At 63.3% G+C, this 26,567-nt stretch carries 23 protein-coding genes, 2 tRNA genes and 1 pseudogene; 8 read left to right on the plus strand and 18 right to left on the minus strand.

Annotated elements, in window-relative coordinates; all coding sequences use genetic code 11:
• Positions 1–10 precede the first annotated feature (10 nt).
• The 4 genes from ACFONC_RS05375 to ACFONC_RS05390 form a co-directional block, all read right to left on the minus strand.
• A complete protein-coding gene (locus ACFONC_RS05375; RefSeq protein ID WP_386742685.1) occupies positions 11–1,150 on the minus strand; it encodes a copper resistance protein B in 1,140 nt (379 codons plus the stop codon).
• Positions 1,147–3,024 (minus strand): copper resistance system multicopper oxidase, encoded by a 1,878-nt coding sequence (locus ACFONC_RS05380; protein ID WP_386742686.1) that lies wholly within the window; start codon positions 3,022–3,024, stop codon positions 1,147–1,149. The genes ACFONC_RS05375 and ACFONC_RS05380 overlap by 4 nt, the downstream gene beginning before the upstream one ends.
• 113 nt (positions 3,025–3,137) lie before the next feature.
• Complete coding sequence (locus ACFONC_RS05385; RefSeq protein ID WP_386742687.1) at positions 3,138–3,566, minus strand: CopL family metal-binding regulatory protein; 429 nt, start codon at positions 3,564–3,566, stop codon at positions 3,138–3,140.
• A 109-nt stretch (positions 3,567–3,675) separates the two neighbouring features.
• The gene (locus ACFONC_RS05390) at positions 3,676–4,026 is read right to left on the minus strand and encodes a helix-turn-helix domain-containing protein (RefSeq protein ID WP_386742688.1); all 351 of its coding nucleotides are present in this window, start codon (positions 4,024–4,026) and stop codon (positions 3,676–3,678) included.
• A 98-nt stretch (positions 4,027–4,124) separates the two neighbouring features.
• On the opposite strand from ACFONC_RS05390, the gene ACFONC_RS05395 reads away from it, so the two are divergent.
• Positions 4,125–4,892 carry a hypothetical protein gene (locus tag ACFONC_RS05395; protein ID WP_386742689.1) on the plus strand — a complete coding sequence of 256 codons (768 nt, stop codon included), beginning with the start codon at positions 4,125–4,127 and terminating at the stop codon, positions 4,890–4,892.
• 14 nt (positions 4,893–4,906) lie between these two features.
• Here the strand turns inward: ACFONC_RS05395 and ACFONC_RS05400 are convergent, their stop codons facing one another.
• The 3 genes from ACFONC_RS05400 to ACFONC_RS05410 are packed head-to-tail and all read right to left on the minus strand — an operon-like array spanning position 4,907 to position 8,397.
• Positions 4,907–5,848, minus strand: coding sequence for an ATP-binding protein (locus ACFONC_RS05400; protein ID WP_386742690.1), 942 nt, complete (start codon positions 5,846–5,848; stop codon positions 4,907–4,909).
• A 9-nt stretch (positions 5,849–5,857) separates the two neighbouring features.
• Positions 5,858–7,744, minus strand: a complete 1,887-nt coding sequence (locus ACFONC_RS05405) for a hypothetical protein (RefSeq protein WP_386742691.1) — start codon at positions 7,742–7,744, stop codon at positions 5,858–5,860.
• On the minus strand, positions 7,741–8,397 hold the full coding sequence (locus ACFONC_RS05410) for a hypothetical protein (RefSeq protein ID WP_386742692.1): 657 nt from the start codon (positions 8,395–8,397) through the stop codon (positions 7,741–7,743). The genes ACFONC_RS05405 and ACFONC_RS05410 overlap by 4 nt, the downstream gene beginning before the upstream one ends.
• 132 nt (positions 8,398–8,529) lie before the next feature.
• Between ACFONC_RS05410 and ACFONC_RS05415 the strand changes: the two are divergent.
• The 6 genes and pseudogenes from ACFONC_RS05415 to ACFONC_RS05440 all read left to right on the plus strand — a co-directional run.
• Positions 8,530–10,251, plus strand: a pseudogene (locus tag ACFONC_RS05415) (copper resistance system multicopper oxidase); the annotation flags it as partial.
• Positions 10,252–10,493: 242 nt separating this feature from the next.
• Positions 10,494–11,138: a copper resistance protein B gene (locus ACFONC_RS05420; RefSeq protein ID WP_386742693.1), complete on the plus strand. Its 645-nt coding sequence runs from the start codon at positions 10,494–10,496 to the stop codon at positions 11,136–11,138.
• Between the two features lie 89 nt (positions 11,139–11,227).
• Positions 11,228–11,659 carry a MerR family transcriptional regulator gene (locus ACFONC_RS05425; protein ID WP_386742694.1) on the plus strand — a complete coding sequence of 144 codons (432 nt, stop codon included), beginning with the start codon at positions 11,228–11,230 and terminating at the stop codon, positions 11,657–11,659.
• Between the two features lie 56 nt (positions 11,660–11,715).
• On the plus strand, positions 11,716–13,971 hold the full coding sequence (locus tag ACFONC_RS05430; RefSeq protein ID WP_386743073.1) for a heavy metal translocating P-type ATPase: 2,256 nt from the start codon (positions 11,716–11,718) through the stop codon (positions 13,969–13,971).
• A gap of 66 nt (positions 13,972–14,037) precedes the next feature.
• A tRNA-Ala gene (locus ACFONC_RS05435) sits at positions 14,038–14,113 on the plus strand.
• A gap of 36 nt (positions 14,114–14,149) precedes the next feature.
• Positions 14,150–14,225: transfer RNA gene (locus ACFONC_RS05440), tRNA-Glu, on the plus strand.
• A 319-nt stretch (positions 14,226–14,544) separates the two neighbouring features.
• On the opposite strand, the gene ACFONC_RS05445 is transcribed toward ACFONC_RS05440, so the two are convergent.
• The 8 genes from ACFONC_RS05445 to ACFONC_RS05480 form a co-directional block, all read right to left on the minus strand.
• On the minus strand, positions 14,545–14,868 hold the full coding sequence (locus ACFONC_RS05445) for a hypothetical protein (protein ID WP_386742695.1): 324 nt from the start codon (positions 14,866–14,868) through the stop codon (positions 14,545–14,547).
• Positions 14,869–14,892: 24 nt separating this feature from the next.
• On the minus strand, positions 14,893–17,376 hold the full coding sequence (locus ACFONC_RS05450; RefSeq protein WP_386742696.1) for a tape measure protein: 2,484 nt from the start codon (positions 17,374–17,376) through the stop codon (positions 14,893–14,895).
• A gap of 210 nt (positions 17,377–17,586) precedes the next feature.
• Complete coding sequence (locus ACFONC_RS05455) at positions 17,587–19,497, minus strand: head maturation protease, ClpP-related (RefSeq protein WP_386742697.1); 1,911 nt, start codon at positions 19,495–19,497, stop codon at positions 17,587–17,589.
• Entirely contained in the window at positions 19,494–19,925 is a 432-nt protein-coding gene (locus ACFONC_RS05460; RefSeq protein ID WP_386742698.1) for a hypothetical protein, read from the minus strand. Before ACFONC_RS05460 ends, ACFONC_RS05455 begins: the two co-directional genes overlap by 4 nt.
• A gap of 7 nt (positions 19,926–19,932) precedes the next feature.
• Positions 19,933–20,220: a hypothetical protein gene (locus ACFONC_RS05465; protein WP_386742699.1), complete on the minus strand. Its 288-nt coding sequence runs from the start codon at positions 20,218–20,220 to the stop codon at positions 19,933–19,935.
• Positions 20,221–20,751: 531 nt separating this feature from the next.
• Complete coding sequence (locus tag ACFONC_RS05470; protein WP_386742700.1) at positions 20,752–21,159, minus strand: hypothetical protein; 408 nt, start codon at positions 21,157–21,159, stop codon at positions 20,752–20,754.
• 214 nt (positions 21,160–21,373) lie between these two features.
• Positions 21,374–21,592, minus strand: coding sequence for a hypothetical protein (locus ACFONC_RS05475; RefSeq protein WP_386742701.1), 219 nt, complete (start codon positions 21,590–21,592; stop codon positions 21,374–21,376).
• A 935-nt stretch (positions 21,593–22,527) separates the two neighbouring features.
• Positions 22,528–23,817 carry a tyrosine-type recombinase/integrase gene (locus tag ACFONC_RS05480; protein ID WP_386742702.1) on the minus strand — a complete coding sequence of 430 codons (1,290 nt, stop codon included), beginning with the start codon at positions 23,815–23,817 and terminating at the stop codon, positions 22,528–22,530.
• A gap of 646 nt (positions 23,818–24,463) precedes the next feature.
• Between ACFONC_RS05480 and ACFONC_RS05485 the strand changes: the two genes are divergently transcribed.
• Positions 24,464–24,709, plus strand: coding sequence for a hypothetical protein (locus ACFONC_RS05485; RefSeq protein WP_386742703.1), 246 nt, complete (start codon positions 24,464–24,466; stop codon positions 24,707–24,709).
• A 95-nt stretch (positions 24,710–24,804) separates the two neighbouring features.
• On the opposite strand, the gene ACFONC_RS05490 is transcribed toward ACFONC_RS05485, so the two are convergent.
• The 3 genes from ACFONC_RS05490 to ppsR all read right to left on the minus strand — a co-directional run bounded on the left by ACFONC_RS05490 (position 24,805) and on the right by ppsR (position 26,533).
• Entirely contained in the window at positions 24,805–24,984 is a 180-nt protein-coding gene (locus ACFONC_RS05490; RefSeq protein ID WP_386742704.1) for a hypothetical protein, read from the minus strand.
• Positions 24,985–25,093: 109 nt separating this feature from the next.
• A complete protein-coding gene (locus ACFONC_RS05495; RefSeq protein ID WP_386742705.1) occupies positions 25,094–25,582 on the minus strand; it encodes a DUF1249 domain-containing protein in 489 nt (162 codons plus the stop codon).
• Between the two features lie 129 nt (positions 25,583–25,711).
• Entirely contained in the window at positions 25,712–26,533 is an 822-nt protein-coding gene (gene ppsR, locus ACFONC_RS05500; protein ID WP_386742706.1) for a posphoenolpyruvate synthetase regulatory kinase/phosphorylase PpsR, read from the minus strand.
• Between the last annotated feature and the right edge of the window lie 34 nt (positions 26,534–26,567).

The following is a 26,567-nucleotide window of genomic DNA, read 5'->3' on the forward strand; positions in this document are numbered from 1 at the left end:
TTTCTCCTGGTTAGAACCAGATACGGAAGCCCGCGACCACACGGGTGTCGTTGATGTCCTCGCCCTCTGAGCGGCGAAGATCCGCAGTTCGGCCGAAGGCGCGCTCGTGGATGACGCCGATGTAGGGCGCAAATTGGCGGGTGATCTCGTAGCGAAGACGCAAGCCGGCCTCTGCTGTGCTCAGTCCTGAGCCAATGCCGCGGCGTTCATCGTTCTGTCCGTAGAAATTTATCTCGACCAGAGGCTGCAGGATCAAGCGATTAGTGAGCAGCGTTTCGTACTCGACCTCGAACCGGGCTGCGGTTTGACCTGACTGGCCGATGTAGCCGGTCGCTTCGATCTCGAATTTGTACGGAGCCAAACCCATCACGCCGATCGCGGCAAAGTCTTGCGAAGCACCCGGTTTGAAGTCATGACGAACGCCGGCAACCAAATCCCACCAGGGGGCAATGCTGCGGCCATACAACACTTCCAGATTGGCGCTTTCGGTTCGGCCGTCGACGTGCTCGCCCTCGGTGCGCAGCCAGAGGCGATTGAGATCCGTGCCGATCCAGCCCTGCCCTTCCCATTCCAAGCCAGTGCCCGGATCCGCGTCCCAGGCTTCGAGTCGGTCGAGCAACACGTAGTATTGAATGCTGTTGTCGTGTACGGGATGATCGCTCGGCGGCGGCACTGCGGCAGCACGGTCCGCGTCAGTGATGACGGGAATTGGCGTGCGCGGCTCGGCGGGTGCCTTCTCCTCGGTGCCATGCCCCATAGCGGCGTGGTCCACCGGGGCAGCCTCACTCGGCATTGCACTCATGTCGTGCTGCATTGCCGAATGGTCGACTGGCTCCTGTTGGTTAGCAGGCATCGGCATGTCATGTCCCATGGCGGAATGATCCATGGCGGAATGATCCGTTTCCGTAGGGGGTTTCGGCTCGGCGGTGCTCGCGGGTGCTGACGTCGTTTGATGGCCCGCATGCGTTGAGCTCGCAGGCTTCTCGCCGGCCTTCTGCTTGGCCTGAGTTGTCGGCTCCGCCGGCATTGGCATCTGCATCTTGGAGTGGTCCATCTCCTGAGCAGAGACAGCACTGGGCAGCAGCGCCAAAGCGATGGCCGCGTTCAACACGCCGGCACGGAGACTGTGGGGTGCGGTCATGATGTTCATTCCTCCACCCGCACTTGCCGCATCATCCCGGCCTCCATGTGGTAGAGCAGATGGCAGTGATACGCCCAGCTTCCTAGGGCATCGGCTCGTACGCGGTAGCTGCGCTTGCTGCCAGGCGGCATGTCGATGGTGTGCTTGCGCACGAGGAATTGACCTTGCTCATCCTCCAGGTCACTCCACATCCCATGCAGATGAATGGGATGCGTCATCATCGTGTCGTTCACCAGCACGATGCGGAGACGCTCGCCGTAGTTGAAGCGCAGCGGTTCGACCTCGGAGAACTTCTGACCATTGAAGCCCCACGCGAACTTCTCCATGTGCCCTGTGAGATGCAGTTCGATATCGCGCCCCGGATCGCGGCCGTCGGGATCTTCGAACGTGCTCTTGAGCATCGCGTAACTCAGCACGGTGCGACCGTTGTCGCGCAGACCAATGCCCGGGTCCTCGAGTTTGGGAACCGGCGCCATCGTTTGCATATCGACCAAGGGGTTGCCCGTCTCACTGGCCGGATGGGTCAGCATGCCGGCGGCGCCATGGTCCATGCCGCCCATCGAAGCGCCCGCCATCCCGGCCATCTCGTGGCCGCTGTGCTCCGCAGCTGTTGCTGGCGGCTTTGACATCGCCGACATGTCGTGGCCCATATTGGCCCCACAGCCACCTTCCATGCCCTTCATGGCACCCATGCCGTGGCCGCTTCCCATTCCGCCGTGGCCCATGTCGGCCATGGTCAGAATTGGTCTCGGATCCACCGACGGTACCGGCGCGCGCAAGCCTTCACGCACCGCCAGCGTGCCGCTGACATAGCCGGTACGGCCCATGTCCTGGGCGAAGATCGTGAACGCATCCTGGCCGCTGGGCTCGACAATGACGTCAAAGGTTTCGGCCGTGGCGATGCGAAATTCGTCGACTGTGACCGGGTGCACGTACTGACCATCGGCTTCCACCACCGTCATCTTCAAACCGGGAATGCGCACGTCGAAATGGGTCATCGACGAGCCGTTGATGAAGCGCAAGCGCACTTTTTCTCCGGAGCGGAACAGCCCTGTCCAGTTGCCCAGCGCCGTGGTGCCGTTCATCAGATAGGTGTAAGTGTTCGCGTTGACGTCCGACAGGTCCGTCGGGGTCATCCGCATCTCGCCCCACATCTTGCGATCCTCGATCGTGGCGCCCAAGCCTTGCCGCTGCGCGTCCCGGAAGAAGTCGCCGACCGTGCGCTTGGAGTAGTTGTCATAGCCGGCCATCTTCTTGAGCCGTGAGAACAGCGCGGTTGGATCCAGATCCGTCCAATCGGTCAACATCACGACGTAGTCACGGTCGAAAGCGAACGGCGCAGGCTCGATAGGATCGATCACCAGTGGTCCGTAAAGGCCTGCCTGCTCCTGGAATGCCGAGTGACTGTGATACCAGTAGGTACCGCCTTGGCGGACGGTGAAGCGGTAGTGGTAGGTCTCGCCGCGACCGATGCCGGCGAAGCTCAGGCCGGGCACGCCGTCCATGTTTGCGGGGAGCAAAATGCCGTGCCAGTGGATTGAGGTTTCATGGCCGTGGATGGAGCCGGCCGGTAGCGCGTTTGAGACCCGTAGATTGACCGTCGTGCCCTCGCGCCAGCGCAGCAGCGGCGCCGGGATCGAACCGTTGACAGTGATCGCCGAACGGACCCGGCCGGTGAAGTTCATCGGGGTCTCACCGATGGTGAGATCGAACTCGGTACCCGAGAGGACGTTTGTGTTGCCGAGGGACTGCAGTGCCCAGGTAGGCTTCGCCCACAGACCGAGGCTGGCAACAGCCCCACCTGCCGCGAGGCCTTGTACAAAGCGACGCCGCGACGGCCTGAAAGGCCCGCCGCCGTTGCGGCCGAGAGAATCGGAAGACATGGGAGCTCCGTGTAAGCATCAAGAAAGCCGGTTCCCCATGAGGAACCGCCGTACCCGCGGCGCAGACACCGTGCGCGGGCAACTCAAAGCGCGCCGTGGGCGCGTAGAGACGCTTAGCCGATCGGAGGTCGAATGAGATGAGGTGCTGCAGGCTCCGCATGACCCAGCAACAAAGGGCGGACGCTGCGGTCATGCTCGAGAATTGCTGGCGTGCTGATATCCGCCACCAGAGTCGCTTGAACGCCATGCACGCACGCGCAACGGCAAAGCCCGGATTTGCAGCAATCAGGAGATGGCGACTTCACCGGCGCTGGATCTGGAGCGGCGGCGGGCGCCACGCCCTGGGCAATTTCTGTGCTCGCTCTGTGGTGCCCATGGCAGGGCATCCCCGGACCTGCGACATCCTGCACACCAGCCGAGGCCGCTTGCGTTGCCGTTTTAAGCATTAGCGGCATATGCACGGCTGCCGCAGCTGCGCTCACCCCATTCAGGGCAAGAGACAAGCTGAGCAACACCCGCAGCAGGATAGACCAAACCGACATATGCCTACTCTAACCGGGATATCCGTGGCTTGGGTATAGCGATTGTGAACTCTGAACAAGGTCTAGGGTTCATCGATACCAACCGAACGAATTCGCTCCAACCGCCTTGTTACCTCGACGTCTTGGCGCGCCCTGCCCCTCCCAAAGCTTGTTCAGCTTGCTTGAGCAACGCCTTGCGCTCGGGGAGAGACAGCTCGTTCCACCGGAACAAAAGTTTGGCGAGCAATTCGTCTTCAGCGTAGAGGAACGCCGCCGGGACGTTGAGAGCCTTCGCCAGACGCTTGGCTGTAGCCAGCTGGGGTTCGTGCTTGCCGCGTTCGTACTGATTGATTCGGGGAGAGGCCACGGCGGGATCCAGGCCGGCTTTCACGCCCAGTTCGGCCTGAGTCAGGCCCGCGCGCTTCCGCGCCTGAGCCAGCCGGAGGGCGAAGACTGGATGTTTTGCCGCGCTATTGGCCACTGCCGCTCCCCAGAGAAGCCCTAAGGATGGCGGAAGTGACCTAGGCTTGGATACTAAGTTATTCTTAGTTTCGGAACAACCGAGCTGGAGAAGCGGTAGTGACACAAGCGCCGGCGACAGTCGATGAACTTGGTCTCCAAGGCTGCCTCTACCTATGGGCACTCCTGACCGCTCAGGATCGCAGGCTGCCGGTCGCCCCCACCCGGCGGATGGCGTTGGTCGTACTGGCTGCGCTTCACGAATGCGGCGTCATCGCCGTCGCCGATGCCGACAGCGACTGGGAACTCAAACCCGATGTCCGAATCTCTCCGATCGAAGGCTTTCAATGGCGTTTGACCTGGACGGTTTACGAGCCTCGCCTGCTTACGACCGCGCTTGAGGACTACTTTGATACCCTCGAGCGCGATGATTACCTGACTGCTGTTCGGCTACGCCTGTGGACAGAACTAGGATCAGCCGAAGCGGAGCATTTCTTCGAGCAGCAGTTGGTCAAGCACAAGTTTCCTGCAGAGTGGGCGCAGGACATGGCCTTCGCATACCGAGAGAAAACGCCGACACTGACGATCGCCCAGTGGCGTTATTGCGCTTGGGCTGCGGTCCGGCGCGGTGCATCCATGGCGCTGCAGCAGAGCCCACAGGCAGAAGGCTTGCGGGAAGCAATTTACCAAGAGATTCGATGCCGGGCCGTTTCCGTCGCCAGAGGCGTCTGGGGCGGATGCTCGTTCCCTCCACATAACCCACAGCCCGACAATGCTCTGGGGCGGGGCTTCGTCCACCATCTGACAAAACTGGGCCTTCTGTACTGGACGGGATGGCCAAGCGTCGAAACACTCATCCAAAGCGAACTCTCCCTCGCCCGGCGTTAAGCCGCCTTTGAGAATCAGGCTGTCGCCAATAGTGCTTCCTGCTGCTCGAAGATCATGCAGTTCGTAGCGACAATGGCCTCATCGATGTCATTGGGACTAAGCTCCTCACCCGCCGTCAGGTTTGGCAGTAAATGGGTCAGGATGTGGTTCATCAGAGTGGTAAACCCCTGCATTGTCATGCCCGATCCATCAGGCAGGCCGTTGTCGGTGCGTGCTTGAGCGATACGTTGGAAGATCATGTCGGCATCGGAAGCTAGGCGATACCCGGCGCCCCAAGGTATGGGCGCGAAATGCTCAGTGAAGGACGGCCCATTGCCGGGATAGTGCAGGTACAAGTCGTAGCATTCAACCGCGGCCTTGAAATCCGTGATGCCGGTTAGCGGCTGGAAAACGTAGGTATCCGCCATGAATCGGCCAACGATTTGACGCTTACCTTCGGCAATGTATGTCGAAATGACAGTTTCGAGTTCCGGCTGCCCTACAAGAAGCCAGACGCATTTAATGCGATACAGCCGCCACATTTCGTTATGAACGCCGATCAGTAGCTTATACAATGCATCCTCTAGTAGTTGGGCTTCGTCAATGAAGATGACTACCTTCTTCTTCTCCGATCTGGACGCAGCCTCTACCAGGCGTCCAACGAACAATTGGCGCCGTTCTTCCGGACTTCGCTTCTTCGTCGGTCGCTTCATCGACGTCAATAGGTCACCCCAGAAGATGCCTTCCGATATCTGCTTGTGGGGTAGAACTTCGGCCGACACGACCCCAACGCTATTGCCTAACCATTGGCGATAGTTCGCCATGAAGTAATCAACGGCATGGCTCTTGCCTATGCGCTGGAGACCCGGCACCAGAGCGCCGACGAGGTTCGAATTGATCCAGCCCACGCATACGTTGACGAAGGATTCCAGCGCATTGGTCGGCATTACGTAATTGTCGAGTTCTACCGGATGCATCTGGATCTCCTACTTGAGCTTGATCCAATTCTTCTTAGCCACTCGATCCTTCGCATCCCGTTCTCGGTTTGGAAAAGGAGGATCTGAAATCTTGCCGGCCTTGGCCAGTTGATTCGCTGCCGACTTACGCTCTCCCGCCTCACGTTGCCTTAGGTGCTTGAAGGTTTGCAGCATGTCACTTCCCGGCTTGACGACAAGCTTCTCAACCTTGTTGGCACGACGAACGATCTGTCGCTGTTCCAGCGTATGGGGCGTCAAATGCCAAGGCGGACCCGCTTTCAGGATTCCCAACGGGAGCTCGCGGTGCCCGCGTCGCAAGTAAGCACGGATCAAACGAATATCTCCGTCGATATCAACGACGATTCGCACCTTTTTCCCGATCGAATCCGTCATCTTCCGCAGAACATCGTTCGTGTAACGGGCACCCCACAGCTCAACATAGGGCGCACGGTGAGACTCGCCCCCACCGCGAACGGTCTTGATGTACTCCAGTTGCAAGAGCCGTCGAGCAACCTCCTGGGGATCCTCGATACGTCTCAGCGGCGATACCGTCTGTCCATCCCACATCCGAATATATTCATTGGGACTGCGATTCACCAGATCGGAATGTGGATCTGCATTCGAATTTGCCAACATGACGTCAATTACCTGATCCAACTCATCAATGGTAATTGCATGCTCGACCGCAGCCTTCAGGGCACGGTCGCGGTCTTCCTTTGGGCCTTTGGGGTTGAAGCCAATCGGTAAGCGACGGAACCCATGGGTTTCCAGCGACTGGTTAAGACGCTCAATGAAGGGGCGGGCGATGGGATGGCGAACACGGCCATAGTTGAGGGTGGCACCAAGAACAGTCGTGAGCCCTCGCATCGTCAGCTTGGCGGTATTTGCCTTCGCATTATCGAAGCACACAAGATCAATTAGACGACCGCGGGCGCGCGGCCCAATGCCAGAAGGGAATCCCGCTCCTTCCTTGTAGGACAAATGCGGCAATGTCAGGATCTTTGGCTCCCATGGGATCAGTGCATGGACGAACGAGCGCATAACTGAAATTGCGGGGTAGTTCGTGCTTCCAAGGCGATAGGAATAACCAAGAATTGCGCGGCTTGAACGGTCTATCAAGAGCAGAAGCCACAATCGCATCGGGGTCGTGTAGACCCACTCGCCGCGCCGCCCGTGCGCCTTGATGACGAAATAGAAATCACCGTTGTGGCCATCATGTTCGGTTTCTTCAAAGGGTCGCAATTGCTGCGCCCCCGATGGCTGGGCTGTTAGAGGCCCTGAGAATGCACCTGAACTTTCTTCTTCGTTCCCACTTTTCGCCGAATAATGTTCCTCACGCATTCGATCGATGAAGCGCACGAGTGCCCGGGCACCCTGATCGTCGGTGTTGAATGGGTATTGATTTGGAGCGCGAACCTTGGCGCATTTTTTCAAGAATTCTGCACGAATCGCTCGAGCGATCACCGTCGCTGATCTGCCCCCCGCGCTAAGGGCGTGTTTCTCGACATAACGATATAAGATCTCGTGTTCGGCCATAAGCTGCATGAACGCCCCGGCCAAGCCCTTGGTTTGCGCCGCCAGTTCTGGGTTGACCGGCGACTTGCGCTTGTAGGGGGCGATCGAAACCCCTGGGATCAGCGCATGGAATCCATACATGTTCCCGCTTGGTCGAACCGTAAGGCATCGTTCCAGCATGCGATAGATCTGGCTCTTGGTATAGCGATGATCCTTGGCGATCGCGGCGAACGATGTGCCGTTAAGGTAAGCCGTCACCGCCTTCTTGCGACGCCTGTATTCGGCTAGGTCTTCCGCGGCAATATCTTTATCGCGCGGTTTCTCCCAAAGGGTTGTATCCCGAAGCTCCGGAGCGATGGCAAGGCGCTCGGCGACGCTCATGGCACGCTCAATATCGTGTTGGATGCCAAGGCGTGGTCTGCGAGATTGGCTGTAATCCGACCCGAATGGATCAGCCGGGCAATTTCCGTGTTGACGACCCCTTCGAACCTGGACGTGAATAGCGTCATGACCTCCGACCAACTGGCTCTTTTGACGCGTTCCAAGTGTGTTATCAGGGCCGTCGCTAACTGCTCGTCTGCGGGCTGATTCATGGCGATGAACGGCTGCAGCTCCTTGAGGTTGCGCACATAGATGAGTCGGCTGCGCATATCTGACGCCTGCCAAATCTCGCATTTCAGCTTGGACGCCTCGATCGAACGTTTGAGAAGGTCGAGAGGACATTTTTTGTCGCGAGCCAGCGCTGCGTCATGAAGCGCGACCCCGAATTGCTTGCCGGAACGCCGTCGTGCCCAGAAATCCAGGGGGCGCCGCTTGCCCTCCAAGGGCATCAGTTCAATGTCAATAGGCGGCCGCTCGCAGAACCATGCGACGTCTGGGTCGAATTCGAGCACCAGCCAAGCATCGTACTGGGCAGGACCAATGAGTTGCACCCGACGATCCAGCCTGCCGGACCAAGCTACGAAGACATTAGACCGCCCGAACTGGGCGTCGGAGATCTTTCGAGGCTTGAATTGCGGACTGGCTTCGACCATGAGCGGTGCTCCGGACTGAACCCGCAGAAAGGGATACGGATTTATGTCCGTCAAGTCAACCGCAATGTTGTATCCCGTGTGTCATATGTCATTGTTTTTATTGATTTTTAATAGAGTCGTGGTTGAGGAACCGGACACCTCCCGGTCAACTACACGGGCCGGCCGGCCAATGCCGTCGCCATCAACGGTGGCGTGCCCGGGCCGCTGCTGCGCTGGCGCCAGGGCGACACGGTCACGCTTCGGGTGGCGAATCGCCTGGGCGTGGATACCTCGATCCACTGGCACGGGATCCTGCTGCCGTCGAACATGGACGGCGTGCCGGGACTGAGCTTCCACGGCATCCGGCCCGGCGAGACCTTCGCCTACAGGTTCACGCTGAAACAGGCCGGCACGTACTGGTACCACGGCCATTCCAGCCTGCAGGAAGCCAAGGGCGTCTATGGCGCGATCGTGATCGAGCCCGACGGGCCCGATCCGGTCGCCGCCGACCGGGACTACGTGCTGCTGCTGTCTGACTGGAGTGACGAGGATCCGCACGCGATCGTGCGCAAGCTCAAGATCAAGCCCGACTACTACAACCGCTACAAGCGCACCGTCGGCGACTTCATCCGTGACGCACGCCGCGATGGCCTCGATGCTGCACTGCAAGATCGGGGCGCCTGGGGCCGGATGCGGATGAGCCCGACCGACCTGGCCGACGTCAACGGCCTGACCTACACCTTCCTGGTCAACGGCGCGACGCCCGCCGGCAACTGGACCGGCCTGTTCAAGCGCGGCGAACGGGTCAGGCTGCGCTTCATCAACGGTTCGGCGATGACGTACTTCGACGTGCGCATCCCCGGCCTGCGGATGACCGTGGTCGCCGCCGACGGACAGCCGGTGCATCCGGTCAGCATCGATGAATTCCGCATCGGCGTGGCCGAAACGCTGGACGTGGTGGTCACGCCGATGGAGGACCAGCCGTACACGGTGTTCGCCCAGGCGATGGACCGCAGCGGCTACGCGCGCGCCACGCTGGCGCCGCGGATCGGGCTGGAAGCGCCCGTCCCCGCCCTCGATCCGCGCGCGATCCTGACCATGGCCGACATGGGGCATGGCGATCATGCAAGTCACGACATGTCCGACCACGGCATGAAGATGGACGCGCCGGAAGCAGGAAAGCCGGCGCCGCCTTCCGCGCACGACCATGCCGCGATGAACCACGGTGCTTCGAAAGACGAGGCTTCGATGAACCATGCGACGATGGACCACGCTGCCATGGGGCACGCAGCACCGCGCGATGCCGCAATGCAGATGGATCATTCAATGCACGGCGCCAGCGGCGCGAACACGATGATCTCGCACCCGGCCAGCGAAACCGGCAACCCGGCCGTCGACATGCAGACGATGACTCCGTCACGCGCGCTCGATGATCCCGGCATCGGCCTGCGCGGCAATGGCCGCAAGGTCCTCACGTACGCCGATCTGAAAAGCGCCTTCGACGATCCCGACCCGCGCGAGCCGTCGCGCACCGTCGAGTTGCACCTGACCGGCAACATGGAGCGCTACGTCTGGGGTTTCGACGGCATCCGCTTCTCCGAGGCCGAGCCGGTCCGCCTCAACTACGGCGAGCGCATGCGCATCGTGCTGGTCAACGACACGATGATGGAGCACCCGATCCACCTGCACGGCCTGTGGAGCGACCTGGAGGACGAAGCCGGCAACTTCCACCTGCGCAAGCACACGATCAGCGTGCCGCCCGGGCACGTGCGCAGCTATCGTGTCAGCGCGGACGCGATCGGGCGCTGGGCCTACCACTGCCACATGCTGCTGCACATGGAATTGGGCATGTTCCGCGAGGTACGCGTCGAATGAGGCCCCCCGTCCTCGCCTTGCTGGCAGTCGCAATCGCCGGAGCCGCCCTGCCCGCGGTCGCACAGCACGATGCCCATGCGCATCACGTGAAGCACGATGCCGCCCAGGCACAGGAAGACGAGTCTCACGCACATCATGGCAACCACTCGCCAGCCACCTCGCCGCAAACGTACTCGCCCTTCCCTGCCCCCACCGCAGCCGAGCGCGCCGCAGCCTTCCCCGCCGACCTCGAAGCCATGGACATGCGCGATCACATGGACGACAACCCGCTGATCGCGGTGTTCCGTGGCGATCAACTCGAGTATGGCAAGGACGACATGTTCGGCTGGGACCTGCGCGCCGGCATCGGCCGCAACTTCGACAAGCTCTGGCTGCGCAGCGAAGGCGCGCGCCACGACGGCCACCTCGACCACGCCACCACCGAGCTGTTCTGGAGCCATGCCACCGGCCCATGGTGGGACCGCACCATCGGCCTGCGCCACGACTCGAACTCCGCCGGCCGCGACCGCGACTGGGCCGCGATCGGCGTGCAGGGACTGGCGCCCTACAAGTTCGAGGTCGAGGCGACCGGTTACATCGGCGCGTCCGGGCGCCTGGCCGCCAGGCTCGAGGGCGAGTACGAAGTGCTGCTGACCAACCGGCTGATCCTGCAGCCGAAGCTCGAAGCCAACCTCTACAGCCGCGACGACGACGAGAACCACATTGGCAAGGGCCTGAGCGACGCCAGCTTCGGCCTGCGCCTGCGCTACGAGTTCAGCCGCCGCTTCGCGCCGTATGTCGGCCATGTCTGGACACGACGGTTCGGCGGCACCGCCGACGCTATCGAGGCCTCGGGTGGCGATGCCAGCGAGCACGGCTGGGTGGCCGGCGTCCGCTTCTGGTTCTGAGTCGGGATTTACGAGCACGCTTTCGCCAAACCCTTGACTCTTGACCAAGGTCAAGGGTCTATCATGGCGCCCTGCCTCAGGAGATCGCCATGAATATCGGCCAGCTCGCACGCCAGGCCGGCGTGCCCATCGACACCGTCCGCTACTACGAACGCCAGCGCCTGATCCCGGAGCCGGCGCGCAGCGCCAGCGGCTACCGCCAGTACGCGCAGGACGACGTCACCCGCCTGAACTTCATCCGCCGTGCCAAGACCCTTGGTTTCACTCTTGACGAAATAGGTGAACTGATGGCGATAAGTGGCAATTATTCAAATGATATGAATGAGATGCGGAATGCTTCTGCGAGGAAACTTGAAGTCGTCGAAGAGCGCCTGGCCGAACTGACCCGGATGCGTGACGCCTTGCGTGGCCTGGTCGATGCCTGCCCCGGCCACGGCCCGCTGGAGACCTGCCCGATCATGGCCGCCCTGACGACCGATCCCACCGAAAGCGACGCGGCCGGCCGGAGCGCGCGGACATGACTACGCACGATCACGCGGTCCATGCCGCCGGCAAGGCCATCGACCCGGTCTGCGGCATGACCGTAGACCCGGCAACCACCCCGCACCATGCCACCCACGACGGCACCGACTACCACTTCTGCAGCGCAGGCTGCCGGACGAAGTTCCTCGCCGACCCGCAGCGCTACCTGCAGCCGGACCAGGCCGAGCCCCTGCCGCCCCCGCCACCCGGTACCCGCCATACCTGCCCGATGCACCCGGAGATCGTGCAGGACGGCCCCGGCACCTGCCCGATCTGCGGCATGGCGCTGGAGCCGGAAATGCCCAGCCTGGACGACGGCGAAAACCCGGAGCTGATCGACTTCCGTCGTCGCTTCTGGTGGACGCTGCCGCTGTCGGCCGTCGTGATGATGCTGGCGATGTTCGGCCACCATCTGCCATGGCTGCCGATCGAAACCCGGACCTGGATCGAACTCGCGCTCACCGCGCCCGTGGTGCTCTGGGCCGGCTGGCCGTTCCTCGAACGCTGCGTGCAGTCGATCCGCAACCGCAGCCCCAACATGTGGACGCTGATCGGCATCGGCGTGACCGCTGCCTTCGTCTACAGCGTGGTCGCCACGATCGCGCCCGGCGTCTTCCCCGAATCTTTCCGCGAGCACGGCCGCGTCGGCGTGTATTTCGAGGCGGCGGCGGTGATCGTCTCGCTGACCCTGCTCGGCCAGCTGCTGGAACTGCGTGCCCGCTCGAAGACCTCGGCGGCGATCAAGGCCCTGCTGCAACTCGCGCCCAAGACCGCGCGCCGGCTGCGCGACGACGGGACCGAGGAAGACATCGAACTGGGCCACGTCCACGTTGGCGACCGCCTGCGCGTGCGCCCCGGCGAAAAGGTGCCGGTGGACGGCAAGGTGCTCGAAGGCCAGTCGAACGTCGACGAGTCGATGTTGACCGGCGAACCGGTTCCGGTTGCGAAAAGTGCCGGCGCCAACGTCATCGGTGCGACCATGAACGGCACCGGCAGTCTCGTCATCCGCGCCGAGAAGGTCGGTTCGGCGACGGTGCTGTCGCAGATCGTGCAGCTGGTGGCGCAGGCGCAGCGCTCGCGCGCGCCGATGCAGCGCATGGCCGACAAGGTCTCGTTCTGGTTCGTGCTCGCCGTGCTGGCGGCCGCCGTCGCCACCCTGCTCGTGTGGGGCCTGTTCGGGCCGGAGCCGTCGTGGACCTACGCGGTGCTCAACGCGGTGTCGGTGCTGATCATCGCCTGCCCGTGCGCGCTCGGGCTGGCCACGCCGATGTCGGTGATGGTCGCCACCGGCCGTGCCGCGCAGGCGGGCGTGCTGTTCCGCGACGCCGAGGCGATCGAGAACCTGCGCAGGATCGACACCCTGGTCGTGGACAAGACCGGCACGCTCACCGAAGGCCGCCCGGCCTTCGGCAAGGCGATCGGCGTCGGCGGATTCGACGAGACCGAGGTGCTGCGGCTGGCCGCGAGCCTCGACCAGGCCAGCGAACACCCGCTGGCCGAAGCGATCGTCGCCGAGGCGCACCGCCGCGACCTGGGCCTGGCGGCGCCGGAAGGGTTCGAATCCTCGACCGGCATCGGCGTCCGCGGCACGGTCGCCGGCCGCAGCGTGGCGATCGGCAACACCGAGTTGATGCGCGAGATCGGGGGCGACCCTGCCCCGCTCCTGGAGCTGGCGGAAAACCAGCGCCGCGAAGGTGCGAGCGTGATGTTCCTGGCCGTCGACGGCGTGGCCGCGGGACTGCTGGCGGTGACCGATCCGGTCAAGGCCTCGACGCAGGAGGCGATCGACGCGCTGCACGCAGCCGGCCTGCGTATCGTGATGGCCACCGGCGACGGCAAAGCCACCGCCAACGCCGTGGCGCGCCGGCTGGGCATCGATGAAGTGCACGGCGAGGTGCGCCCGCAGGACAAGCTCGACCTCGTCCAGCGGCTGAAGGCCGAGGGCCACAGGGTCGCGATGGCCGGCGACGGCATCAACGACGCCCCCGCGCTGGCCGCCGCCGACATCGGCATCGCCATGGGCACCGGCACCGACGTGGCCATGTCCAGCGCGCAGGTCACCCTGGTCAAGGGCGACCTGCGCGGCATCGTGCGCGCGCGCCAGCTGTCGGAAGCCACGGTGGCCAACATGAAGCAGAACCTCGGATTCGCCTTCGCCTACAACTCGCTCGGCGTGCCGATTGCCGCCGGCGTGCTGTACCCGTTCACCGGCCTGCTGCTGAGCCCGATGATCGCGGCGCTGGCGATGAGCCTGAGCTCGGTGTCGGTGGTCGGCAACGCCCTGCGACTGGGACGGACGCGACTGGAATGAAATCGTTCACCGGGCGGCTTGCGCTGTCCGAAAGCGGCCGCTAAACTTGCGCGCTTTCCAGCGTGTGGGGCCATAGCTCAGCTGGGAGAGCGCCTGCATGGCATGCAGGAGGTCGGCGGTTCGATCCCGCCTGGCTCCACCAAATCGCTTTACGTTAACGTTGCTGGACACGCTACACGTCCCCATCGTCTAGAGGCCTAGGACACCACCCTTTCACGGTGGACACCGGGGTTCGAATCCCCGTGGGGACGCCATATTTTTCAATGGCTTACAACGCAAAAGGCCCCGGAGACGGGGCCTTTTGCGTTTCTGCGGTAGCGGTGCGGTAACTCTCCGCGCATCCCTACCGCAAGTCTGTCGGCGGGTACTTCTTCCACCAGTCCTTGGTCCGCCGGCCTTTGCGCCTGGCGTTCTCCTTGCGCTGTGCTGCCTCGCGTTCCTCAAGCGTACGCGGGTCCGGACCTGGGATCAGATGGCCCAATGGGTCATTGGCAGACGTCGGCCAGCTCGGTCTATCGTTATCGGAATTCATTCCGTCATGATCGGGATAGCAGTCTCACGGCATGATTCCCGCTACTGCTCACCGAAGAGGCCCGCTCGCAAGCTCGCCATGGTCCGCCAGCTCGGGACCTGCTCGCCGAAGAATTGAGCGCGGGTGACGGGCTGCCACATAGTCCAGGACTCTCCGCTGTAGATGGCGCCAGTTCGCGTGAGCTCATCGTAAAGCGCGAACATTTCGCCGCCGTCATGGATCTCCATATTCCCCGGCAGTGCGAACTCCTCCGCTCGGTAAAAGAACGGCAGGGGCAGCTTCCTCTCATCCGGCAGGACTAGATAGATTCGCTCATTGCCATGAGCGTCCGGAACTTCAGTCAGCAACTCGCCGGGCTTGGCCATATCCGATGTTCTCCAGTTTTGGGGTCATGCACCGCGGCTGAGCGACTGCCAATTGTTTCGAACATGAGTGATTATCACGTCTTCGCCCGCGGCGCCGGCCAGCGCGTCGGCAACGGCGCGATCGCCAATGGCGACGATGGGCTGCTTGACTACGGCGCCGCCGCCCTGCCCGCCGCCGTTGTCACGATGGCGCGGGTCGTTCCGCGTGAGCACTTCCTCGCCCTTCTCAAGGACGGCCGCGACCTCGTTCGGGGCGAGGCCGGCGATGCCGCCGCTGTGGTAGCGCGGGGCGGCGCCGAACAGCAGCGGCGAAAGGTTGTAGCGCCTGCGGCCTCCTTCGCCGACGATGCCGCCGCCGTGTTTTACGGTAGCCGTTGTGCCCGCCAGGACGCTGACCGGGATGCCGGAAATTGCGGATATCGCCTGCAGAACCAGGTACGTCGCCAAGGCCCGGGCGGCGATCTGGGCCATCGCCAACACGAACCCGCGCACAAAGTCCTTCAGGGCGTCGCCGGCGCTCTTGGAGCCTTCGACAAGATCCATGAACAGATTGGTGAGCGCGTCAGTCGCGACGTCCTTGATCTGGTTCCTGAACCTGTCCATCGACGACGCGACGGTGGCGATGTTGGTATCGAGCACCGTCATGAAGCTCAGCGCGCTTGCAGCCGCAGGGCTGGCGGGGTCAAGGGTCGCCAGATACTCAATGGTCTTCTGCTTGAGCGCGAGCAACTGCTCCAATGAAGTCGAGCGGGCCGCCTGCAATGTCTGCTCGCCCTCAACAGAGCCCATCATGCCGGCGCCCACCTGCTCACCAACAGCGGTCTCCTTGTCACCGAGCCCGCCCATGATGCGCTGCATCTCGGCTTGGAATTGATCGATCTGTGCCCCCGCCGCTTCGATGTTGATCAGCTTGCGGACGATAGCCACACCAGCGGTGTCACCCTCGGCCTGGAGGCGCACGATCAGTGCCTGGAACTCAGTTTCGAGCTCGGCAATGCGCGCCCTCCCCGTCTCGCCGTTGGCCTCCAGCAGACGGGTGTAGATGTCACCCACCTCCTTCGCCAGCGACTCCTGGGCTCCCTGCAACTCGCGGGCGGTGGCCGGGCCGATAGCGGCACGTTCGCGTTGTAGCTTGGTCAGCTCGGTCAGTGCCTTGGCACGCTGCTCGCTGGTCTTCGCCGCGGCGGCGTCGGCTTGGGCGGCGCGCATCTGCAGGTCGATGTCGGCGAGCTGCAGCTCCTTCTTCCGTCCGTAGAACTCGACCAGCCCGACCTCGCCGTCTTCCAGCGACTGCTCGAGCAGCGCCATCTGGCGGGCGATGGCATCGCGCGCAAGCGCGGAGGCATCAGCGAGGCCGCCGATGGCATTGGTGGTGGTCTGCACCGCCTGTGCGGCGCCACCACCGCCACCGGCATTGCCTGCGGCACCGGCTCCCGCGGGCGTTGCGGGCTGGGGCATCCGGGCACGAGCAAGCGCTGCGCCGGCACCGGCAAAGTTACCGGTGCCGGCAAGCAGCAGCACTTTCACCCACTCGGGCAGGCTCGCCCCCGTCAGCTCGTCGAGCTTGGACGAGACCCGGCCCACTGCGTTGGCGGCGGCGGTGGCGGCGGTGATGATGGCGGCCAATCCATTGACCATCTCGCCGAAGCCGCGCTTGGTGTCGTCCGACTCGAGGACGCGGGCGAGACCGGCAATCGCCTCGGCCAGATCGGCGCTGGCGCCGGAGGCCTGGTCGGTGTCGCCGACCAGCTTCAGCAACGCGTTGCGCACCTGCTGGGTGGCGCGCTCGACCGTCAACGGCATCTTGTTGAAATCGTCTTGGATCTCGCCACTTGCCTTCAACAGCGCGGCGGCGAAGTCCTCAGAACTGACCTTTCCAGCGTTGACGTACTTCCGAACATCACCGAAAGCGATGCCGAAGTGGTCCGCAAGCGCTTGGACAATCCGCGACCCTGTTTCATTGATCGTGTTGAACTCTTCGGCACGAAGAATGCCGCCGGCCATGGCTTGCTGAAGTTGGCGCAAGCCATTCGCGGTTTCCTGAGCATTCGAACCCGACACCACGAATGCCTGGCTGACGACCTTGGTGAGCGCAAGGATCCTCTCCTGCCCCATGCCCGTGGTCTGTGCCAGTTGGGTATAGAGCTGGACAATCGACCCCCACTCGGCCGACGTGTCCTGCGCAATGCGAAAGGTCTGCTGCTGCGCGCGGTTGAACTCGTCCTGCGACTTCGTCACCAGGCGCAGCCGGCCAGACAGGTTCGCGGCCTCGTCTGCCATCCGCACGAAGCTGCCCACGGCACGCATCGCCGTGTAGACCGTCGCGATGCCCACCAACTGGCGGCGCACCGCAGCTAGCCCGGCCGACCACTTCGAAGTATCCGGCGCTACTTGCGCCGACTGCCTCTTGACCTTGGCCAGCTCGCCGCGCAACAGGCCGAGGCCTTGTTTCAGGTCAGCCAAATCGGCGGAGATTCGTACGCGCAAATTCGGACCGGCTGTCGCCATTTCTCGCTCCTGAAGAATGAAGGCCCGGCCTAGCTTTCGGGCCAGAGCCGGGCCTTCTTTGTCGAGTCACGCTGAGGACAGGGCGCCCCGACTGCTGGTGTTGTTACGGACACCGCCAGCTGGTCCGCGGGGCTCCCCCGGCACCACGGATCGAACGAAGAGGAAGATCCGCAGTGGAAGATCGGCGCCCAAGTGCCGATCCTTTTTGCGTTAGGCGATCGGCACCTTCACCGCGCCGCGCCAGTCGAGCCAGCGCCCACCAAACACGTGGCGCACCTTGTAGGTCTTGTTGTCGGTCTCGAACCCATCCTTTTCGGAGATGACCGGGCCGTTGTCCTCTTCCAGCCAGGCGCGCTCGAACGTATCGACCGAACCGGGGCCGGTGAGCAGGTAGATCGCAGAGTCTGCGAGCCGCGCCTCAACAACCAACTCGAGCTTCGCCAGCCAGGCAGGGACCAGCGCGTTATCCGATCCCTGCGATAGCGATCGCGCGGCCGCGGCCAAGAGAGTCTCCGCATCCTGCTCGTGCTCTGGGGCGACGAGCAGGAACCGCGGCGGCAGATTCATGGCGCCGCCGCCAATGGCGGTCTGGCGCCGCAGCAAGATGCGCGCTGCCCCGAGCGCATCAGCGTCCACCGCCGCTGCGCTGGCCGCGAGGTTGCCGTGCGAAGCGTGGAAGAGGGTCGTGCCGTCCTGCATTTCCGGGCCGCTGCCGGAGTTCTCCCCGAAGGTGTCGTAGATGAAATCTGCTTCGGAGCGCGAAGCGGCCTGTCCCAGCGCCTGTGTCATCCGCGTGAAGGCGGCTAGATCGTCATTGACGAGTGCCTCCCACGTGAGCTGGACAAGGCGCCCGAACTTTCGCGCCTGGTATGGCACCGCCTTGTCTTCGTCGAGGGAGCCATAGGTATATTCCGCGCCCTCCAGGACCTGCAGCAGCTCGGGAGCGCTACCCAGGATTGGACGCGACTGCGGCTTGAAATCGGGCACCGTGACGAAACGCGTCCACGCCTCGAACGTCGACGGTTCTTCTTCGTATCCGGCGCGCAAGATCTTGCTGAGTGAGTTCTCCAGGATCGAGGGAAAATCGGACGTGGTCAGCGCTGCTTTGACCAACGAACGTTGCCCCCCGGCCAAGTCGCGGCTACTTCCGCTTCGGCTCACGCAGGCGCGCATGATCTCCTGCATACCCATGCCGCGGACATCCCGGACGCCTGGGTGCGGTTTCTCGATCCTCACGCCAGCCCGGATCGCGAGGCAATCGCTTGCGGCCGCGATGAAATCATCACCACTCGCCGGAACCGCGCTGTCACCGCGATAGTTTGCCAGCGGTTCGGCGTCCTGCCCCAGCAGCATCAGCACCCGCTGGCCGAATCTTTCGGCCGTGTATGCCGGATCTGCCAACGCCTTTATTAGCAGGTCCTGGACACCGGGATTCCCCTTGAAGCTCTCCCCCATCACCATGATGGCTTCGTTGCGCTGACGCAGCGCGTCGATTGTGGTGGCCTGTACGTCGGCGCCCTGTGCTTTGTGCGATGGAGTCGAAGGCGCCACGGGCGCCCCCTGCGTATTGTCGTCGGGCATGGTCAGTTCCTTGGGAGTGTTGCGGTAACCGGCGAAGCACGCCGGCGAATGGGCTGCGTAGCGAAGCGGCTCGGCAATCTCATCAACGAAGCCCAATGCGAGAGCCTCTTCGGCGTTCAGCCAGGTCTCTGCGGCGAGCATCTCGGTCAATCGGTCCCTGGTGATTCCGGTGCGCGCATAGGCAACGAGCGAGGCGTCTCGATGCTTATCCAGAAGCTCGGCATTCTTTCGGAAGTCGCCCGCATTTCCGCTGAGCGAAGTCCACGGATCGTGGATCATGATCAGCGCGTTCTCTGCTGCAATGATCTTGGCACCAGCCATGGCAATCAGGCTTGCGCAAGAAGCGGCCACGCCGTCGATGTAGACGGTAGGCTTGCGGGGCTTCAAAGCATTGAAGAGCGCCAGGCCTTCGTGGAGATCGCCACCAGGTGAGTTGATCCGCATCTCTACTGGCTCACCCGGGTAAGCCGAAAGCTTGCCGAGTACCCGCTCGGCGTCGCCGGTACGGATTTCGTCGTAGAACGTGAGCGTTATCGTCATGAAGCGATCGTGGCCGTAACCTCGCTGACACCGCCAGCCCCCACCATGTCAGCGTCGTTGGCAGCCAGCAGCACCCGGTAGAATTGACGTTGGGATGTCGGCAACTCGGACAGCAGCCTAGCGGCGTGCAAGTAGTCGCGGGGGGATCCAAACGGCTGTTGCGGAAGCTTGGTGCGCAGCTCATGCCACCGCCGATTCATAGCTCTGGCTTCGCAGGCCAATACACCGGCGGTTCGATACGGTGCCGCAGGCGGCAGCAGTAGCGCCGCACGACGGATCAGGGTGTCTCGCTGGGCTCGTACCTGCTCCGCGTCTGCGTAGCGCTCCAGGCACTCGATCGCGGCGTCACGCAGTTCGGGGGGTGTTGCCAAACCGGAGTCTCGGCACACTCGCAGACGCGCCAGCGTGTCGCCTACGATCGTGCCCATTCCGGGATCAGTGCTTGACCACGGTGGGGACGGGACGGCAGCTGCGGTTCCCGCATTCCAGCCAACGTTTCGTCTCAGGCGAATCGCTAAGGCGATATCCGGCAAGGGCAGCAGTCGCCACGAACATCTCGAACTCGATGGGCGCCTGGATAGTCCAGCGCCGCGACTCGATTGCATAGATGAAAGCAGCACGTGTTGCAGGATCGTAGGTGAGTAGTGCGCCGCCATCCGCGGTGACGACGCTGTGGTCGGCATTGCTGAAGACTGCCGGATCCGGCAATGCTGGAAGATTCACCCGCATCTCAGACGACCTCATTTCCGCGCCTCGCCACCTGGGGGTAGGTCATCATCCGGCCAGCGGCTCGCGGCTTTCGCCTCTCGCCCCGCGCCCCGGGTTTGAAGAGGAAGCGCTGCAATTTCACACTCTGTACTCACCGGCACGCAACCCAGCCATCGAAGCAGCCAATGCCAGGTTGTGGCGGTGGCCGGCTGGCCGGCATGAGTGGCGTCCTTCATCCTTTTCTCTTTTCGGAAAAGAGAAAAGAACGAACCGCGCGCGCGATCTGCGCGGTTGTGCAGCGTGGGAAGCGACGTGTGCACCCAGGCGACGCCCGCAAACCCACGCCACTGCTGCGATGTGCAGCGTGGGAAGCATGTGAACCCTCCGCCTAGGCGCGCGCGCGCCTGGGCGCCCGGGCGCCCGGGCGCAGGCGCGCGCGCGCCCGCATGGGAGCCAATTTGGCTTCCCACGCTGAACATCGCCCGTCCTGCTTGGGTTTTTGGGTTCACACGTCGCTTCACACGTCGCTTCCCACGCTGCACATCGCTACGCATGGGATGCCTGCCGCGTTTCATGGGACGCTTCCGGTTCGAGTGCGCGCGCCTGGTACGCGGCAACGTCAGTAGCGAATGCCAAGACATGCTCTCCCAGCCAATCTGCTTCGAACCCAGTGCGCGCTGGCGGATTGACCACCGCCAGATAGAGCACCCCCCCCTGGCCGATCGTGGAACCCAACGCGAAACGCTTTTTGTGCGACGTGACGGGGTGCCGTGTTATCAATGACGTCACGAAATGGCGCGGGCTCGAAGTCGGCGGCAACCCATTCCGATGCGCCCAAAGCCTGTAGAGTTCGAAAGCATCCATCGTCCGTGCTGGCCGCGCTCTCACGCCGAGTTGTCCGGCGATCAGTTCCTCATAGAACCTGTCGATATCTCTCGCGAAGTTGTAGCTCATGCTGATTTCTCCAGTTTCAGTAATTCCACGGCGTGCTAACTACACCGGAAATGGGGTCCGAATTACCCCCGTGGAGGGTCGCCAGGGAGGACCCAAGCCCGGCCTTGACGTGCCCTCCGCCCCACGCCCGCGATGATCGCGAGGCGCGCGATCGCGCGCGTTCATTCCCAACCCGGGGGCGCGGGGGCTGCATCAGTTCTCCAACGACAGTCGGTCAGCCGCCGTCATTCGCAGCCGCTTGCTGCAGCCGATCTGGCAACGACTCCAGGCTATCGATCTTGACCATGCGCCTTGCGCCGATCTTGAAGGTTTCGATGAGCCCGCACCTCCGAAGCTCGTAAGCCATCGTGCGGCTAATACCGCGGCGCTTGCACTCGACGACGAGTGGCCCATAACCGTATGAGGTGGGCGATTTGTTCGCTGCTGCCTTCATTTGTTCACCGCACTCCGTAGGACACAGGCGGCAGTCTGTGCACGGTTGGGTATGTGGTGAAGTTCACAAACCGATCTAATTATCGGCCTTGACTTTTCAACTTATTGCGCTTTGCGAGTCCAATCAATCGCTCTGGACTGTCCCCGTAATGATTGGCGACCTCCTCGCACGCCGCATCCCGACTGAGCCCGCGTCGTGCCATGAGGTGTTCAACTTCTGCAAGGCGGTCGTCATCCTCCGTTGCTCGGCGGTGGTCAGAGACTGCCTGAGGCGGCCTGCCAGCTCGCTCTCGGCGCCATCCGAAAGCCTTGTTTGGCTCCTCCCCGCGATGTATGCGCTCAAGGGATTCGACCAGTTGGAAAAGGCAGTCACGTGCGTCGGACTCTGCGTACCCCTCGGGGAACCCCCGAAGGCTATTGGTACCGTCAGCTTGATTCCGAAGATAGTCGGCAATGAGCGCCGCCCACATTCTGAGAGCCTCTTTGTTGCCATCCATGGCCAGCTCCGCCACCCCGGTGGCGGTGGAAAGGAGTTCCTGAATATGCTCCACACGCTCCGTTCGGCTCGAATGTTTCACGGGAATCCACTCCTACTGCCTTTCTGGAACAATCGAGACAGCTTGTGCAAGTACTTCATTCATGCGCTGAAGTAGACTCGCCTGCCGATCGAGGCGTTGCTGCGTCCAATTTGGAAACTCATGACGCAGCTGGTCTAGGAGAACGTCTCGAGGGAGATTCGCCTTCGGATCTTCAGACCGAGCTGCACGCACACCTGGCAGACCCAACAACACTTCTCGCAGGCGCGCGTATTCGCTGTCCTCCCGCTGCGCCGAAGGTCCGGGCCTGGTCGATTGGCTCGGTTTCCGAAATTGAAGAATCGTCGCGCTCATGAGGCCACCTCGCGTAATAGCGATCAAGAATGATGGTTTGGCGGCGCTAGCCGGCCCGCCGCTTCCTACCAGTAAATGGAGAAACCTTGTCGCCGATCGACACGCCCAAGCGCGGCATCTTGGCCACGGCCTTTGCGATTTCGTTCGGCAGGTATTGCGCGTAATGCCGGCGCGTGATGCGGCTATCGCTGTGGCCCAAAGCTTTGGCGACCATCTCGATATCCTTCGTGGCCTGCAGCAGCAGCTTCCCGTAGGTCGCGCGCGTGGTCTTGAAGCTCACATCCTCAAGCTTCGCTGCTTCGACAGCGGCCCGCATCGGCCGGATGATGTCATTCCGCCCCCACGGCAACCCATCGGCCCGGGTGAAGATCAAGTCTGTGGGTGCCTTGCCGACTGTGACGTCGTCGAAGAACGCCGCACCTTCAGCCGTCAGCGGCTGCAGGAGGGTCTTCCCGGTCTTGGACTGGTAGATCCGCACCGTGCCGTGGTCGGGGCTGTAGTCGCGTGCCTGGAGGGCGAAGAGCTCGCCCCTCCGGCCACCCGTCATGAGGGCACCGGTCAACAGCTTCCGGAGGTCGGGCTGCGCGGCGTTCAGCAGACGCTTGATCTCGTCCCGCTCGAGCATCCGCGGCGGCGGGTCGTCCCCGAGTTCGAACGGCTCGACCTTGGCCCACCAGGTCGGTTGGTCCGCCGGCAGCTGGTCGTTGCGCCAAGCGTAGTTCAGCGCGGCCTTGACGATCGTCAGGATGCGGTTGGCGGTCGACCGGCGCGCACGCTGCTGCTCCGGGTCCGCGGGGTCGTATTCCAGCACCTTGCCGCGCCGGGTCGGCGGCTTGGCTGCCAGCGCCCTGTGCCACTTCCTGAGCGCCGGGGCGTCCGTGGCGGCCACCAGTCGCTTACCGATCGAGTCGGCCCCGTGGAGCGCCCAGGATCGCTTGGAATCGTACTCTGAGCCCTTCCCGGCCAGATGCTCCTCGAAGTAGGCCGCGACCACCTGATTGATCGTCAGGCCGTCGCCGTAGTGCCGCGGCAACGGTTGCCGATCTTCCAGCTGCAGGTTTACGGCTCGCTCCACCGCCTGCCGATAGGAAAGCACCACGTCCCCGTCTGCCTTCACCCCGTCGTCTGGCGTGCCGATCCGCTGCTTGCGGTAGGCGCCGGCGATCCGCTGGCGAACGAACCACCCGACGTCACGCTCGCCCTTGTAGTAGCCGATGGCGGTGCCTGGGGCGATCTCAACCCAGTACGGCTCACGCCTCGTCGGCAGCTTGGCGCGCGCTTCGGCCGTGGCGATCCGGACCCCGGTCTGGCGATTGCTGGTCGGCTTGCGCGCCACGCCCTGCCCCTGTTTCGGTGACCACCGTGGACCGGTGGAGTAAGGGCATCTGCGGTAAAGTGCGGTAAAACACCGGTCCGGACGCCCACGGTCTCCACCGTACGCCGATGAACGCCAAAGTCAAGCAGGACAAGGGATACAGCCGGACTCCAGCGAATTTGCGGGAACGTCCGCGGACTCCAATTCAAACCCTTTCACGGTGGACACCGGGGTTCGAATCCCCGTGGGGACGCCATCGATTCGACCGCAAGGGCTGCCGCAAGGCGGCCCTTGTCGGTTTTGGCGCACAGCTCGCAGTCACTCCTCGTGCCAAGGACCAGGTCGTTTCGTGAAGGAATCGGCGGGCCCGGCTGCTCCCGTCGGAGTGACCGGCCGCATGCATCGGCCACGTTGACCCGGGTAGTTGAAGCAGCTTCCGTCATCGCGGCGCGGTTGCCGGCATGTCCCGAAGACGTAGTAGGAATTCCCCTACACCACATCGCGGCATCCGCCGACTGCGCCGGGACCGGAGATCGCCCATGTTGGGCGCGCCCCGGCAGCACGACCGTGCAATGGCAGCGGATGCCGCTCGCAATGGATGAAGGTCGCGACCTTGAGCAAGTCGCCAGGCTGGGCCGGGGCACACTTCCCTGCGGGAATCGCTTCCATGAACAGATCGATCGTGACCATCGAACCTGCCCTCGCCGGCTGGGTGGTGAGCTTCGAAGGCCGGGCGCTGCAGGTCCTGCCGAGCAAACTCGAGGCGATCGGATTCGCCAGCAGGCGGGCCGCCGAACAGCACCAGGCATCCGGTGCACCGTGCGGCGTAAGCGTGCGGCTGCGCACGGGTGAAACCGTGCTCGTGGCCCTGCACGGCTGGGAAGGCCAGACGGTCCGCGGGAGCCTGCGCTGATCCGCGGGAAGGCCTGGGCAACCTTGCGGTTGCCATGACGCAGGAAGGCCCGCGCGTGGCGGGCCTTCCAGGATCACGACAAGCTCTTGCGCTGCCTACATCGAAGGCTGCGATGCGCCCTCGCCTTCGCCGCTGGCCAGCGAGGCCCAGCTGACTTCGACACCCTTGCGGTGCCCCTTCTCGACCAGCTTCAGGCCGTCGGGGTCGATGGTGAGGGTGTAGGCCTTGTCGCCGATCTGCACTTCGCGTCGCAACGGTTTGTCGAGCTTGGTCATCGGGGTGTCTCCTCCTGCGCATTCAGGCGCGTTGGGGAGCGATGCTAGCAGCCGGATGTTTGCGGGGCGTAAAGGCCGTGAACGAAGCATTAAGTCCGTGACTGGCGTCTCAGGCTGCCTCGGTTTCGGGATCGATCCGGCGCAGCGTTGCCACGCCGTGGCCGCTTTCGGCCAGGTATTGCAGCCACTTGCCGAGGAAGGTGTTCATCCGCATGCGATGACCCACTACTTCCGCCGGCGGCGGATACATGCCGATCACGTCCTGCCAGCGCCGGCCGACGTAGCAGTGCGTTGCCTCCACCTGGCGTGCGTCGCGGTACAGGCGCAGGAAGGCCGACGGGTCCGGCTCGCCGGTCACCGGGTCCTGCAGTCCGTAGGTCAGGCGCAGCTCGGTGGTGTACGGATGCTGCTCGATGACGTCGACGCACAGGTCCAGGCCGTCGCCGATCGAGGACATGTAGCGCCCGGGGGCAAGGTCGGCCGGTTCGAACAGCCGCGTCATCCGGGTGAAGTTTTCCGCGTACAGGCCCATCAGCCAACCGAAGCGGCTCAGCTTCGGAATGCGTGCAGCACGATCGGTGACGGGGACGCGGGACATGCCCCGATGCTACACGTACAAGCGGGGACGCGGCAGCATTGACGGAATGCAGCGTCGCGCCTAACGTGAGTACTCTTCGCGTGCATGTTCCGGACGCCGATACGACAGGCGTGGACGCGGCGGCGGGCCTCAGAACATGCCGCGCTGGATGCCGAGCGTTGTCAGCACGGTGCTCGCGATTTCCTCGATCGACTTGTGCGTGGTGCTCAGCACCGGGATGCGTTCGGCCCGGAACAGGGCTTCGGCTGCCGCCACCTCACGCTTGCAGGTTTCCAGCTTCGCGTAGCGCGAGTCCGGGCGTCGCTCCTGGCGGATCTGCTGGAGGCGGACCGGGTCGATGCTCAGCGCGAACAGCTTGTCGCGGTACGGACGCAGGCGCGGCGGCAGGCGGTCGTGCTCGAGATCTTCCTCGGTCAGCGGGTAGTTCGCCGCGCGCACGCCGTAGTGCAGCGCCAGGTACACGCAGGTCGGCGTCTTGCCCGCGCGCGAGACCGCCACCAGGATCACGTCGGCGTCGTCGTAGTTGATCGCGATGCCGTCGTCGTGGGTCAGCGCGTAGTTCATCGCGTTGATGCGCGCATGGTAGGTCTCGAAATCGACCATGCCGTGCGCCTGCCCGACCGACGACTTGCGCTGCTGGCCCAACTCGCGCTCCATCGGCCCGATGAACGGCGCGAAGATGTCCAGGACCAGCGCCCCGCTCTCCGAGATCAGGTTCGTGAGTTCCGGGTCGACGCAGGAACTCACCACGACGGGCCGGATTCCCGCCGACTCACCTTTGGCGCGGATTCGGTCGGCGGCCTCGCGCGCCCGCTCCGGACTGTCGACGAAGGGAATGCGGTCGGTGCTGAAGCGGGTGTCGGCGAACTGGGTCAGCAGGCTGTGGCCGATCGTCTCGGCAGTGATGCCGGTGCCGTCGGAAACGTAGAAAACCGGGCGCGTATCGGACATGCGTAAACGTTTTCCTGGCCAGGGCGGCGAGCGC

Origin of the sequence: Luteimonas soli (genome assembly GCF_042648865.1) — a bacterium.
Classification (GTDB): domain Bacteria; phylum Pseudomonadota; class Gammaproteobacteria; order Xanthomonadales; family Xanthomonadaceae; genus Luteimonas; species Luteimonas soli.